The following is a 13,600-nucleotide window of genomic DNA, read 5'->3' on the forward strand; positions in this document are numbered from 1 at the left end:
GCGTGACTTTGCACTGCAAGAACAGCGCCCTACGACCACAACTCCCTGATCAGAGGGTTGTGGCTTCATCGAGTGCTACCAGCGCCTCCGTCATGCGGGCCTCGACATCGTGCAAGGAGAGTCCGAGCCGCACCGCGATCCGGTCGTTCGAAAGCCCATCCCACGCCAGCTCCAGTACCTGCCGGGATACGAAGTCGAGCGCTGCGAACGCCGCCCGGTAGCGTGCGCCGACGTCCGCAATCCGGCTGATCGCGCGCACCATGTGGCGCTCGACACGCCATTCACTGACGCCCATTTCTCGCGCAATCTCGGCATAGCGCTTGCCTTCGACCCGGTGCGCCATGAACACGATGAGCGTCGTTTCAGGCAGGCCTTCGAGCACGCGCCGCATCACCGACAGCCGGTCCATATCCTGCGGCACGGCGGTTCCATTGATAGGCTGCTCCATCCCTCTTCTCCCTCTCCAACAGCCGCACCCGGCGGAAGAGCGGGGTGGGCGGCGGAGCGCCGACAGGTCCGGCCCCAAGGGCCGGGCCTGCACCCGAAGGGCTGAAACGAAGTGGAAGACCCGCCACGCGGGTTGCAGGACCGGCACGGCCGGACCAAAGGCATAGCGACCCGCCCGCCCCGCGCGGGAGCCGGATCAGACAGACTTCATCCGGCCGAAGGCTGGATGGCTTTTCTCCTTCGTGAACTTGCCTCGAACGACGTTCGCCCTGCGCAACTTGTCGAGATGATCCGACCAATATTGCATCATTCGTACGCGCTCGGCCCAGTGTTCGCCGCGAAGATAGGCGCGGCGGACGTTGTTGCTTTCCATGTGCGCCAGCTGCCGTTCGATCGCGTCCGGATGCCATTTACGGCTTTCATTCAGAAGCGTGCTGGCAATGGCCCTGAAGCCGTGCGCGGTCATTTCATTCTGGGCGTAGCCCAGACGCCGGAGCGCGGCATTGATGCTATTGTCCGAAATCGGCCGGTCCGGTGATCGGATCGAGGGAAACAGGTAGCGGGAGTGTCGCGTATAGAGCCTCAGCTCACGCAAGAGCTCAAGAACCTGGGATGACAGCGGCACATTATGCTCGCGGCCCATCTTCATTCGGGCGCCCGGGATGGCCCAGAGTGTGCCGTCGAAGTCGAACTCATCCCATTCTGCATTCCTGAGTTCGCCGGGCCGGACAAAGACGTGGGGGAGGATCTTCAATGCAAAATCTACCGACGGCTGACCCTGGTAGCCGTCGATGGCCCGCAGCAATTCGCCCACGCGCTGCGGCTCGACGAGCGCGGCCCTGTGCTTGACCTTCGGGGCAATGAGCGCGCCGCGCAGGTCGAGCGTCACATCGCGTTCGGCCCGGCCCGTGGCGATGGCATAGCGGATCACGCTGCTGCACGTGCTGCGCAGACGGCGGGCCGTCTCGTAACGGCCCCGGACCTCGACCGTTCGCAATACGGTTAGAACCTCGGGCGCTTTCAGTTCTCCGATCGGCCGTCCGCCGATCAGGGGTTCGGCAAAGCCGATGAGCCAACGCAGCTTGTCCATCGTTGAGGACGAGCGGCCTTCAGCCTCGCATTTTTCAAGCCATTCCTCTGCCACGGCCTTGAACGTGTTTGCCTCGGGGACGGACGAGAGGCCGCGCGTGATCTTCTTGTAGACGGATGGGTTGATGCCTTTTTCGAGCATATCGGCCGCGCTCGCGCGCTTCTCGCGTGCGGCCTTGAGTGAGACCCTGGGATAGACGCCGAGGGCCAGCGTGCCTCTTTTGCCCGCGTGCCTGTAGTCCATGCGCCAATAGCGGGCGCCGTTCGGGTGGACGAGCAGATAGAGTCCATGCATGTCGGCGGCCTTGAATGGCTTGTCGCGGACCTTGAGTTTTCGGATGGCGGCATCGGTCAGCATGACGGTACATTTCCGCTTTCGAGGGAAAATATACCGCAAATGTACCGTCAGATTTGACGGTATACAACGAACGGGGACGGTTTGAGACGGAAAACGTACCGTCAGAAATGGCTGAAATCAGCCACTTTCCGGACGGGTGTGGACCCCTGCGGAAAGCGGTTGGTGCCCACGGCCGGGATCGAACCGGCACGCCTGAAACAGGCGAGGGATTTTAAGTCCCTTGCGTCTACCAATTCCGCCACGTGGGCCGCTGCGGTGTTTCGGCGTGCCTAGCGTCTCTAGATGGCGCCGTCGAGGGGGTCGTGTCCGGCGGCGGAGAGTGCGTCCATCAGGCGCGCTGCGGCGTCGTCGAGCGCGGTCTGCTCGCGGCTGCGGATCACGAAGTTCGCGCCGATGCGGCCTTCGCGCCAGAAGGGGTAGCTGCCGATCTGGATGCCCGGCTTCTCGCGCTCCACCGCGATCAGCAGGTCGGAGACGCTGCTCTCGGGTACCCAGGCGCCCACCGTGCGGTCGAGCACGGGAAGCCCGCCTTCGAGCTTGCCGTCGAGCCCCTGGAGCATCCCCTGCGTGATCTTGGGGACCCCCGCGAGCATGAAGACGTTGCCGATGCGGATGCCCGGCGCGCCCGAAACGGGGTTCTCGATAAGGTCGGCGCCGCCGGGCACGCGGGCCATGCGCAGCCGTGCCTCGGTGATGCGGTCGCCGTAATATTGGCGCAGCATCGCCTCGGCATCCGGGTGCAGCACGACCGGCACGCCCAGCGCCTCCGCGACGGCATCGACACTGATGTCGTCGTGCGTCGGCCCGATGCCGCCGGTGGTGAAGACGTAGTCGTACTGGGCGCGGCAGGCATTGACGGCAGCGACAATGGCACCCATCTGATCGGCGACGACGCGTGCCTCGGCGAGCTGGATTCCCTGAATGTTAAGCCATTTCGCGAGATAAGCGAGGTTGGCATCCTGGGTCCGGCCGGAGAGAATCTCGTCGCCGATGACGATGAGCGCGGCAGTCCAGATGCGGGTTTCGACCATGCGGCTATCCGTAGCCGCAGTGGCAAACAGGGTAAAGCGTGATGGCAGGGTGCCGCACCACCGTTGCCGGATCGGGCTGGTTTAGGGTATTCGGAGTGACGACATGATCGGGATTCTCACCTTCGCCCTGCTGGCGGCCCCTGCGCCGAAGGCTGTAACGCTGGACGCAAACGTCCGCCGCGCCGCGCTCGATGTCGTCTCCTGTGCACAGGCGTCGGGCATCGGCAAGGGCGCCCGCAGCGTCACGATCATTGATTACGGCCGCACCTCGCTGGAGCCGCGCCTGTGGGTGGTGGACATCAAGACCGGTGCCGCGCTCGTTCAGGAATATGTCGCGCACGGCCGCAACTCGGGCGAAAATCGCACCACGAGCTTCTCGAACGCGATGAACTCGCGCCAATCGAGCCTCGGCCTCTTCGTCACTGCCGAGACCTACCAGGGCGCGAACGGCTATTCGCTGCGCATGGACGGGCTGGTGCCGGGGGTGAACGACGCGGCGCGCGATCGCGCCATCGTCATGCACGGCGCGCCTTACGTGAACCCGGAAGCGGGCGCGAAGCAGGGCCGCCTCGGACGCAGCTGGGGCTGCCCGGCGCTGCGTAGCGCGGTCGCGCAGGGTGTCATCGATCTCATCAAGGGCGGCAATTTCGTGTTCGCCTGGCACCCGGACAAGGATTGGGTCGGCACCTCGCCCTACGGCAAGTGCGTCGTCGCCATGAAGGATCGTCCGGCTGGCGCCAGCCGCACCGCGCGTTAGGACAGGTTGTATGGACATGGAAGTTTCAGACGTCATTCTCGATGCGTCCGGCATCAAGCTGCACGGGCCGGAGGCCTTCGAAGGGATGCGCCGCGCGGGCCAGCTTGCTGCGGCGGCGCTCGATATGCTGGTGCCGCATGTCGTGCCCGGCGCCCGCACGATCGATCTCGATACGATGGTCTACGAGTTTGTGCGCGAACGCGGCGGTGTTCCCGCCACCGTGTTCTACAAGGGTTACAGCCATTCAAGCTGCATCAGCATCAACCATGTCGTCTGCCACGGCATCCCGAGCACGAAGAAGCTGGTGAAGGGCGATATCGCCAACATCGACATCACCGTCATCGTCGATGGCTGGCACGGCGACACCAGCCGAATGTTCCTTGTCGGCGATGTGCCGCTGAAGGCGCGCCGCCTCGTCGATATCACCTATGAGTGCCTGATGCGCGGCATCGCGGCGGCGAAGCCGGGCAACCGCCTCGGCGACATCGGCCACGCCATCCAGTCGTACGCGGAAGAGCAGCGCTGCGGCATCGTGCGCGACTTCTGCGGGCACGGCCTTGGCCGCATGTTCCATGACGAGCCGAGCGTCGTCCATGTCGGCAAGCCGGGGCGCGGCGTGTTGCTGAAGCCCGGCATGTTCTTCACGATCGAGCCGATGATCAACCTCGGCCGCGCCGATGTGAAGGTGCTCGACGACGGCTGGACGGCGGTGACGCGCGATCGCTCGCTCTCCGCACAGTTCGAACACTCGATCGGCATCACCGAAACCGGCTGCGAGATCTTCACGAAATCGCCGACCGGCCTCGATCATCCGCCCTACGCGGCCTGAGAGAAAAGTCGCTGGCCCTGAAGAGGGGCGCTTTACAGCTCCAGTGTCATGCAGGCGCTGTAGGGGTCTTCGCGGTAATCCCCGAACGGCGGGCAAAGCGTGAAGCCGCGGCTCGCATAGAGCAGCCGTGCCGCATCGAACGCGGCGGGCGTGCCCGTTTCCAGGCTTAGCCGCGTGTAGCCGCGCTTCTTTGCTTCTTCGATGATGTGGTCGAGCATCACGGTCGCGACACCGCGCCGGCGATGGCGTTCGTCCGTCCGCATCGATTTGATCTCGCCGTGCTGCGGATCGAGTTCGCGCAGCGCGCCGCAGCCCAGAAGAACGCCTTCGTCCCACACCGTCCAGAAGGTGATATCGGGCGCGCGCAGCGCGTCGAGATCGAGAGCGTGCACACTCTCGGGCGGCGAATGACGGTGCATCTCGTCGAGATGTGCCTGCAGCAGCGCGGCGATTTCCGGGCCTTGCAGAGTGTCGCGGCGTATCTCCATCAGCCGAGCGCCTCCCTCAGCACCGTGATCAATCGCTCGCAGTCCATATCGTCATTGTAGAGGTGTGGTGTGACACGCAGAGAACGGCCGCGCAGTGAAACAAAGACGTTCTCGGCGGCAAGGCGTTCGAGCAGGCCGCCCGGCACGTCGTGCGGAAAGCCGAGCGACAGGAAGTGCGGCGCGCGCGTTCCGGGGTCGGGCGCGAGAAGGCCGATGCCGCGCGCCGCTTCGCCGAGCGCGAGGTTTCGGTGCCCCAGCGTTTCGGCGATGTTCGCGATGCCCCAGCCGAGCAGCATGTCGATGGCGGCGGTGGCACCCATCAAGAGCGGCGGGTTCGCCTTTTCGCCCATGTCGAAGCGGCGCGCGCCGGGCTGGAAATCGTTTCGATAGTCGACCAGCCGCGAGAAATCCTCGCTGCCGCCGCGGTTCATCCAGTTGTGCTCGATCGGCGTGCCGCCCTGATGCTTGGGCGCGACATACAGCATACCGATGCCGTAAGGGCCCATCGCCCACTTGTAGCACGCGGCGACCATGAAATCGGGCTGCACGCTGCGTGCATCGAACGGCAGCGCGCCGAGCGACTGCGTGAGATCGAGCACGAGCGCCGCGCCCGCCGCGCGGCACGCCGCGCCCACGGCGTCGAGGTCGACAAGGCCGCCGTCCGCCCAGTGGCAGTTCGGCACGGCGACCAGCCCCGTGTCCGGGCCGATCGCGGCGAGCACGGCAGGCGTCCACGCCTCTCCGGCTTCGCGCTTCACCGTCACGATGCGCGCGCCGCAGGCGATGGCATGTTCGCGCCAGATGTAGAGGTTGGAAGGGAACTGGTCGGCGAGCACCACGATGTCCTGCCCGCGCCGGAGCGGCAGGTTCCGCGCCGCGACGGCAAGCCCGTAGCTGACCGAGGGAACGACGGCGAAATCGTCCGGGCTGCTGCCGGCGAGCGCTGCGAAGCGGCTGCGCGCCGCCTCGGTGTGTGTGAAGAAGTCGGCGGGGCGATACGTCCACGGCGCGGCTTTCAGCGCCGCACCGCTTTCGACCGCTCCAGTCACCTCATGCGCGAGTGGCGACATGTAGGCGCAGTTCAGGTAGGCGACCTCACGCGGAATATCGAACCGGTCGCGCTGGCAGGGGATCATGCTCATGGTTCCGTTAAGCCAGAAGCCTATGACAGCTGCAAGGACTGGCCTTTACCCCCGGCTTGCGGCTAGCGTCGTTTCATGCCCGATACGGATTCCAACAACGCTGATGCCGGCCACCGCGCCCGTATGCGCGCGCGCATGTTGCAAGGCGGCGGCGATGCGTTCCACGATTACGAACTGCTCGAATATCTGCTCGGCCTCGCGATTCCACGCCGCGACACGAAGCCGCTCGCGAAGGCGCTGATTGCGCGGTTTCAGTCGTTCGCAGCGGTGATCGCGGCGGAGCCGCGCGACCTGAAGCGCGTCGAAGGCGCGGGTGACGCCGTGATCGCGACGCTCGGCTTCGTACGCGCCGCCGCGCTTCGCCTCCAGCGTGCGAACGTCTATGGAAAGCCCGTGCTTGCCGGCTGGCAGGCGCTGCTCGATTATCTCCATGCCGACATGGCGCATCTGGGGCGCGAACGCTTCCGCGTGCTGTTCCTCGATTCGCGCAACGTGCTCATCGCGGACGAGGTGATGTCGGACGGCACCGTGAACCAGACCTCCGTCTACGTCCGCGAAGTGATCCACCGCGCGCTCGATCTCGGCGCGACCGCCCTCATCCTTGTCCACAATCACCCCTCGGGCGACCCGAAACCGAGCCGGGATGACATCCAGCTCACCAACCACGTCCGTGACGCGGCGCGCGTACTCGGCATCCAGCTCCACGATCACATCGTCATCGGCCGCGAAGGCCACGCCAGCTTCAAGGCTCTCGGGTTGCTCTAAGGCTGGAAACGCCGCCGCCGCTCTGCTACCCGCGCGGCCCAGAACAGGAGCCCCGCGCATGATTCCACGTTACAGCCGCCCCGAGATGACGACGCTCTGGGAGCCGGAAACCCGTTTCCAGATCTGGTTCGAGATCGAGGCGCACGCCATGGACGCGCTCGTCGAGCTTGGCGTGGTCCCCGCGGAGGCTGCGAAGGCGGTGTGGGAACGCGGCGGCTTTAATGTCGCGCGCATCGACGAGATCGAGCGCGAGGTGAAGCATGACGTGATCGCCTTCCTCACCAGCCTTGCCGAGCATGTCGGGGAGGAAGCGCGCTTCGTCCACCAGGGCATGACGAGTTCGGACGTGCTCGATACCTGTTTCAACGTGCAGCTCGTGCGCGCGGCGGACCTCCTCATCGCTGATCTCGATGCGCTGCTCGCCGCGATCAAGCGCCGCGCGCTTGAACACAAGATGACCCCGACGATGGGCCGCAGCCACGGCATCCATGCCGAGCCGACCACGTTCGGCCTCAAGCTCGCGCAGGCCTATGCCGAGTTCGAACGCTGCCGCGCGCGCATGGTAGCGGCGCGCGAGGAAGTCGCCACCTGCGCGATTTCGGGCGCGGTGGGCACGTTCGCGAACATTGACCCGCGCGTTGAAGAGCACGTCGCGAAAGCGATGGGGCTGACGGCGGAGCCGGTCTCAACGCAGGTGATTCCGCGCGACCGTCACGCCATGTATTTCGCGACGCTCGGCGTCATCGCCTCGTCGGTCGAGCGTCTGGCGGTCGAGATTCGCCACCTGCAGCGTACCGAGGTGCTGGAGGCGGAGGAGTATTTCTCGCCGGGCCAGAAGGGCTCCTCGGCGATGCCGCACAAGCGCAACCCCGTGCTCACCGAGAACCTCACCGGGCTGGCACGGCTGGTGCGCGGCTATTCGATCCCGGCGATGGAAAACGTTGCGCTCTGGCACGAACGCGACATCTCGCACTCGTCCGTCGAGCGGATGATCGGGCCGGACGCGACCGTCACGCTCGATTTCGCGCTCGTCCGCCTCACTGGCGTCATCGACAAGCTCCTCATCTACCCTGAGCGGATGCAGAAGAACCTCGACAAGATGGGCGGGCTCATCCACTCGCAGCGCGTACTCTTGGCGCTGACGCAGGCGGGCGTCAGCCGCGAGGATTCGTACCGGCTCGTGCAGCGCAACGCGATGAAGGTGTGGGATTCGGACGGGCAGCTCCAGCTCCTCGACCTCCTCAAGGCCGACCCGGACGTGACCGCGCGTCTTTCGAACGCGGAGCTCGAAGGCCTGTTCGATCTCGGCTACCACTTCAAGCACGTCGACACGATCTTCCGGCGCGTCTTTGGTGAATAAATCCTGTGAAATAGGATTTATCCGGCCTGACAAGCCACTCTCACCGCGCTCGCCTACTTCGTCTACTTGCGGCTTTTTCAGAAGCGGTGATGCTTGCGTTCCTGCCGAAGCTGGATACCGGCGTCGAGCAGCGGTGTCGGCGTGCGCTCGAACTCCGCGGGCGTCATGCCGATGAAGTGCTTGAACTCGCGCGTCCGGTGCGATTGGTCGAAATAGCGCAGCGCGGCGAGATAGTCGTCGTCCGGATCGCCGAGGCCGCGCATCGCGGCGGCCATGTCGAGGAAGCGGCTACGACGCATCACGGTTTTGGGCGTGTGCCCGAAATGCGCGGTGGACAGGCGTTCGAGCTGGCGCGACGAGATGCCGAGCTCGTCGGCAACGTCTTCGACACGCGTCGCGCTGTCGAGGCGGGCGACGCTCTCAAGGTGCTGCATCGCGCGGTTGACGCGCTGGGGCGCTTTCAGCTGCGCGGTGATCGCGGCCTCGCAGACCGCGACGATCGCGTCGTCGTCGGTCAGCTTGGCGACGTCCGCGAACCGCGCCTCGGCGTCTTCGCCCCACACGTCGGAGAGCCGGACCATGCGGTCCGCGAAGTCGGAAGCGGGGCGGTCCGAAAGCGCGCGCCAGCCGGAGGGGCGGAGAGCGACGCCGACAATGAAGAACGGTCCGCGCACGCGCACTTTGAAAGGCCGTGCGTTGGCGCCGAAGAACAGGACGTCGCCCGGACGCTCCCAGCGCCCCGGCGCGACCTCCGCGGCCCAGTCGCCGGTGATGAGGATGCGGACGAACGCAGTCTCGGCCAGCAGCCGGTCCACCATGACGAAATCGTCGGGGAGGGGTGCCCGGAATACATAGTGGCGCGCGACATAGGGCGCGAGGTGAGGTGAGGGGGCATAGTTGCGCGACTGCAGCATGAACGGCTCTTCCGGCTCAATTCGTATACGCGCGGCAACTAATTACGAATGCGTATTGTTCCGCCCCCGCAAGATTCAGAGGAGTCGAATCTCACGAAGCCGTTGCAGCAGATAAGCGTTGGAGGTGATGCCTTCGGGGTAGCGATCCGGGTTGGCCGCGGTCACGCAGCCTGGCAGCGTCTCGATCCGGTAGTCCGGCGCGAAATGGAGGAAGAACGGCATCGAATAGCGCGCGCGTCCCGCCGCAGGCCCCACGGGGTTCGCCACGCGGTGTGTCGTCGAGGGCAGCACATGATTGGTCAGTCGCTGCAGCATGTCGCCGATATTCACGACGAGGGCGCCTTCGGGCGGACGCACCGGCATCCAGGAACCGTCGCGGTTCAGAAGTTCGAGCCCCGCTTCCTCGGCGCCGAGCAGTAGCGTGATGACGTTGATGTCCTCATGCGCGGCAGAGCGGATGCCGTTCGGCGCTGTGGGCTGCGGCGGGTAGTGCAGGAAGCGCAGGACGCTGTTGCCGTCACGCGTTGGGCCGGAAAAAAAGGCATCCGGCAGGTCGAGTCCGATGGCGATGGCTTCGAGCAGGCGGGCGCCCGCCGTTTCGAACGCGGTGAACATGCCAAGTGCCGCTTCGCGGAAACCGGCAACCTCGGGCCACACGTTCGGCGGCATATCGGCGGCATAACGGTGCCCGGGCGGGAACTCGCGCCCGACGTGCCAGAACTCCTTCTGGTCGACCTCTGCGGCATCCTTGGCAGCCTCGACACCGAACGGCGTATAGCCGCGCGCGCCGCCGGTGCCGGGGAGATGCCATTGCCGCTTCACGGCATCGGGCAGAGCGAACAGACGCCGCGCCGCGGCGTCCGCCGCGTTTATGGTTGCTGCCGGGATGCCGTGATCGGTCACCACACCGAAGCCGTACATCCTGAAGTCGTGCATCAGCTGCTGCGAAAAATCAGCCGGGCGGCCCGCTATCGAAATGGGGCTCAAACTCTCGGCGGTTACGGTCATCTCGTAGGCTCGCAGGCAATTTTCACGCGGGAAATCCTAGCGCGGCGGGAACCGCTTGTCGCCTGCGGTGTTGTGTCATCTGACTCGCGTGATTTCTGCCCCCAACGCACGCGGGTCACCCTGCCCGAAGGAGTGGGCCGCGTCGGATTAATTCCGGCGCGGCCCTTTCCATATGATGCGCGCGCCTTTCAAAAGGACATTTGCCAAAGGGACCGCTAGGGTTCTCCTTCGAACAGGGAGAAGCCGATGCGCCGTTTCGTTGCCGCCGCCATTTTCATGTGTCTCGCCGGACCTGCCGCCGCCGATGCGCTCACCGATGCGGTCGCGGCCGACACGCCGTATCTGGTGGCGCTCTACAAGCATCTGCACGCCAATCCCGAGGTTTCGTTCGAAGAGGTCGAAACGTCGACCCGGATGGCGGCGGAGCTCAAGAAAGCGGGATTCGCGGTGACCACGGGCGTTGGCAAGACGGGTGTGGTCGCAGTTCTTAAGAACGGCGACGGGCCGGTGGTGATGCTGCGTGCGGACATGGATGGGCTTCCCGTGACCGAGGAAACCGGCCTGCCCTACGCCAGCAAGAAGACCATTCAGGTTCCGGGCGTCGGCACCTCCGGCGTGATGCACGCCTGCGGCCATGATATCCACATGACGAGCATGATCGGCACGGCGCGGCGGCTCGCGGCCTCGAAGTCCGAATGGTCAGGTACGCTCGTCATCATCATGCAGCCCGCCGAGGAACGCGGTGGCGGCGCGCGCGACATGCTGGCGGATGGGCTTTATGCGCGCTTTCCAAAGCCTGCGCACGTCATTGGCCTGCATGACAGCGCGACGCTGCCTGCCGGAACGCTCGGCATCTCGGACGGCTACGTGATGGCGAACGTCGATTCGGTCGATATCGACGTGAAGGGCAAGGGCGGCCACGGTGCCTATCCGCACACGACGAAGGATCCGATCGTGCTCGCAAGCCGGATCGTCGGCGCGCTGCAGACACTGATCAGCCGCGAGCTCGATCCGCAGACACCCGCCGTGGTGACGGTCGGTGCCTTCAACGCCGGCACGAAGCACAACATCATTTCCGACGGCGCGCACCTGCAGCTCACCGTGCGAAGCTATTCGGATGAAACCCGGCAGTATCTGATCGGTGGCATCAAGCGCATCGCGCGGGGAGAGGCGATCGCAGCCGGAATGCCGGAAGAGTTGATGCCCGTCGTCAATGTGGCCGACGAGTTCACCCCTGCCACGTACAATACGCCGATTCAGACCGGCGTGCTCAAGGAGGCCTTCGTCGCGCGCTTCGGCGCGGACAAGGTGAAGCCCTATAAACCCGAGATGGGCGGCGAGGATTTCAGCCGGTTCTACCGCGAGGACAAGAGCATCGAAAGCACGCTGTTTCGCGTCGGTGCGGTCAAGCAGTCGACCTATGATGCAGCGGGCGGTGATCCGACGAAGCTGCCGTCGCTCCACTCCTCGAAGTTCGCACCCGATCCCGAACCCACAATCCGCACCGGCGTCGAGGCAATGGTGACGGCGGCGCGGGCTGTGCTCGGCAAGCGCTAGGCGCGGTCTTTCAGGTAATAGCGCTCGATTTCCTTCAGGTCGGCGTCCAGTTCGTAGACGAGCGGCTGGCCGGTCGGGATTTCGAGCGTGGGGATTTCATCGTCCGAGATGCCGGAGAGGTGCTTTACGAGCGCGCGCAGGCTGTTGCCGTGCGCGGAGATGACGACGCGTTCGCCTGCCCTGAGGCGCGGCGCGATGGAGGCGTCCCAATAGGGGAGCACGCGGGCGATCGTGTCCTTCAGGCTCTCGGTGCGCGGCACGGCGATGCCCGCGTAGCGTCGGTCCCTCGAGACGTCGAACGCGCTGTCCGCTTCCAGTTCGGGCGGCGGGATGTCGAAGCTACGGCGCCAGATGTGAACCTGCTCGGCGCCGACCTTGTCGATCATCTCCTGCTTGTTGAGCCCGGTGAGGCCGCCGTAGTGGCGCTCGTTGAGGCGCCAGTCCTTGGTGACGGGTAGCCAGAGGCGTCCCATTTCCTCAAGGACGAGGTTGAGCGTCTTGATCGCGCGCGTTTGCAGGCTGGTGAAGCAGGTGTCGAAATCGAAACCTGCGCCGGCGAGAAGCTGCCCGGCGGCGCGGGCTTCGGCGGCGCCTTGCTCGGTGACGTCGACGTCCCACCAGCCGGTGAAGCGGTTTTCAAGGTTCCAGGCCGACTGGCCGTGGCGCAGCAGTACGAGACGGGGCATTGCGTATTTCCTGAAAGTCAGCGGAGTTGGGGAAGCACTTCGAGCGCGGCGGCGAGGCAATCGCGCCCGAGCGCCTTCGAACGCGCGGGCGACCAGCCATAATCTGCGTCCGGCGCCACATTCGCGTCCTTGAACGGCATTTCAAGCGTCATTGACAGGCAGCCGAAACGCTCCGCGAGCGCGTTGGTGGCGACGGTGAGGTTCGCCTTGCCGGGCGCCGGGGTCTCGTAGCCGTCAACGGTCTGGAAGTCCGGCGAGAGGCGGTCGAGAATCGCGATGTAGGCGGCGAGCCGCTGAGTCATCGCGTCGGTGATTGACGGGATGCCTTCGAAGCCCGCGATGAAATTGTTCGGGATCGCCTCGTCGCCGTGGACGTCGAGCACGAAGTCGGGCTTGTCGCGGTCCATGCGCGCGAGCACAGAAAAGACCTCGGGGCTGCGTTCGAGCGACGGCGACGCCCATTCGCGGTTGAGGTTCACGCCGACAGCGTTCGTGCGCAGGTGCCCACGGCGGGAGCCGTCCGGATTCATGTTCGGAACGATGCGCAGCGTGGCTTTCGCGCGGAGCGCGCGCGCCACCGGGTCGGCTGGGTCGATCAGGCGTTCGAGCGCGCCTTCCATCCACCATTCGGCCATCGTCTCGCCGGGGTGCTGGCGGGCGATAAACCACAGGTTCACCGGGCCATCGCCAATCGTCAGCAGATCCATGTCCTGCCCGTCGAGCGTCTTGCCGATAACCTCGCTCATCACGCCCGGCGTCCTGCCGATGCGGGCAACGAGGTCGTTGTGCCGTTCCATGCTGTAGGGCGCGAAATAGGCGATCCAGACGCTGTCTTCCTCAGGCGTCAGCCTGATGGTGAGCGTTCCGCCGTCAGCGGCCTTGTCGTAGGCGGTGTCGGCGCGGCGCCAGTCGCTGCGGTCGTAGGAGACGACCGCGCGATAGTCCGGCCAGCCGCCCGGATAGGCAGAGGCTTCGAGGCCGACGAGGCGGATGGTGCATGGCTCACCGCACACGCCCGAGAGGCGGAAATAGAACCACTGCGCGAACTCAGACATGTGATCGCGCGGGATGGTGAGCACGATATCGTCCGCGCGCTCGGCACGCGTTACAGCGATATTGCCGCCGTCGAAGGCGGCGGAAACGGTGACGGCCATGACACTCCTGTGGGC

General features: G+C 65.3%; 14 protein-coding genes and 1 tRNA gene. 5 read left to right on the top strand and 10 right to left on the bottom strand.

Annotated features, from left to right (window positions below; all coding sequences use genetic code 11):
- Positions 1-49 precede the first annotated feature (49 nt).
- From AAC014_RS02840 to AAC014_RS02855, 4 genes are all read right to left on the bottom strand, one after another.
- On the bottom strand, positions 50-448 hold the full coding sequence (locus AAC014_RS02840; RefSeq protein WP_339703836.1) for a sigma factor-like helix-turn-helix DNA-binding protein: 399 nt from the start codon (positions 446-448) through the stop codon (positions 50-52).
- Positions 449-643: 195 nt separating this feature from the next.
- Positions 644-1,894, bottom strand: coding sequence for an integrase arm-type DNA-binding domain-containing protein (locus AAC014_RS02845; protein WP_339703837.1), 1,251 nt, complete (start codon positions 1,892-1,894; stop codon positions 644-646).
- Positions 1,895-2,054: 160 nt separating this feature from the next.
- Positions 2,055-2,142, bottom strand: a tRNA-Leu gene (locus AAC014_RS02850).
- 30 nt (positions 2,143-2,172) lie between these two features.
- A complete protein-coding gene (locus AAC014_RS02855; protein ID WP_339703838.1) occupies positions 2,173-2,925 on the bottom strand; it encodes a molybdopterin-binding protein in 753 nt (250 codons plus the stop codon).
- A 103-nt stretch (positions 2,926-3,028) separates the two neighbouring features.
- On the opposite strand from AAC014_RS02855, the gene AAC014_RS02860 reads away from it, so the two are divergent.
- Together AAC014_RS02860 and map are read left to right on the top strand one after the other, a co-directional pair.
- Positions 3,029-3,682: a murein L,D-transpeptidase catalytic domain family protein gene (locus AAC014_RS02860; RefSeq protein WP_339703839.1), complete on the top strand. Its 654-nt coding sequence runs from the start codon at positions 3,029-3,031 to the stop codon at positions 3,680-3,682.
- Positions 3,683-3,692: 10 nt separating this feature from the next.
- Positions 3,693-4,511, top strand: a complete 819-nt coding sequence (gene map, locus AAC014_RS02865; protein ID WP_339703840.1) for a type I methionyl aminopeptidase — start codon at positions 3,693-3,695, stop codon at positions 4,509-4,511.
- Between the two features lie 32 nt (positions 4,512-4,543).
- Here map and AAC014_RS02870 read toward each other — a convergent pair whose 3' ends face one another.
- Together AAC014_RS02870 and AAC014_RS02875 are read right to left on the bottom strand one after the other, a co-directional pair.
- A complete protein-coding gene (locus tag AAC014_RS02870) occupies positions 4,544-4,999 on the bottom strand; it encodes a GNAT family N-acetyltransferase (protein WP_339703841.1) in 456 nt (151 codons plus the stop codon).
- Positions 4,999-6,141 (bottom strand): aminotransferase class V-fold PLP-dependent enzyme, encoded by a 1,143-nt coding sequence (locus tag AAC014_RS02875; RefSeq protein ID WP_339703842.1) that lies wholly within the window; start codon positions 6,139-6,141, stop codon positions 4,999-5,001. Before AAC014_RS02875 ends, AAC014_RS02870 begins: the two co-directional genes overlap by 1 nt.
- A 75-nt stretch (positions 6,142-6,216) precedes the next feature.
- Between AAC014_RS02875 and radC the strand changes: the two genes are divergently transcribed.
- Together radC and purB are read left to right on the top strand one after the other, a co-directional pair.
- Positions 6,217-6,906, top strand: a complete 690-nt coding sequence (radC, locus tag AAC014_RS02880) for a DNA repair protein RadC (protein WP_339703843.1) — start codon at positions 6,217-6,219, stop codon at positions 6,904-6,906.
- Positions 6,907-6,964: 58 nt separating this feature from the next.
- Complete coding sequence (purB, locus tag AAC014_RS02885) at positions 6,965-8,266, top strand: adenylosuccinate lyase (RefSeq protein ID WP_339703844.1); 1,302 nt, start codon at positions 6,965-6,967, stop codon at positions 8,264-8,266.
- A gap of 77 nt (positions 8,267-8,343) precedes the next feature.
- Here the strand turns inward: purB and AAC014_RS02890 are convergent, their stop codons facing one another.
- Entirely contained in the window at positions 8,344-9,180 is an 837-nt protein-coding gene (locus AAC014_RS02890; RefSeq protein ID WP_339703845.1) for a helix-turn-helix domain-containing protein, read from the bottom strand.
- A gap of 75 nt (positions 9,181-9,255) precedes the next feature.
- Entirely contained in the window at positions 9,256-10,188 is a 933-nt protein-coding gene (locus tag AAC014_RS02895) for a 2-oxoglutarate and iron-dependent oxygenase domain-containing protein (RefSeq protein ID WP_339703846.1), read from the bottom strand.
- Between the two features lie 246 nt (positions 10,189-10,434).
- Here AAC014_RS02895 and AAC014_RS02900 point away from each other — a divergent pair, with 246 nt between their 5' ends.
- A complete protein-coding gene (locus AAC014_RS02900; RefSeq protein ID WP_339703847.1) occupies positions 10,435-11,745 on the top strand; it encodes an amidohydrolase in 1,311 nt (436 codons plus the stop codon).
- On the opposite strand, the gene gpmA is transcribed toward AAC014_RS02900, so the two are convergent.
- Both gpmA and AAC014_RS02910 read right to left on the bottom strand, forming a co-directional pair.
- Positions 11,742-12,431, bottom strand: coding sequence for a 2,3-diphosphoglycerate-dependent phosphoglycerate mutase (gpmA, locus tag AAC014_RS02905; protein ID WP_339703848.1), 690 nt, complete (start codon positions 12,429-12,431; stop codon positions 11,742-11,744). The two genes, AAC014_RS02900 and gpmA, sit on opposite strands and share 4 nt — an antisense overlap.
- Positions 12,432-12,448: 17 nt before the next feature.
- Complete coding sequence (locus tag AAC014_RS02910) at positions 12,449-13,585, bottom strand: M14-type cytosolic carboxypeptidase (RefSeq protein WP_339703849.1); 1,137 nt, start codon at positions 13,583-13,585, stop codon at positions 12,449-12,451.
- Positions 13,586-13,600: the final 15 nt, after the last annotated feature.

This window comes from uncultured Sphingosinicella sp. (assembly GCF_963974575.1).
GTDB lineage: Bacteria > Pseudomonadota > Alphaproteobacteria > Sphingomonadales > Sphingomonadaceae > Sphingosinicella.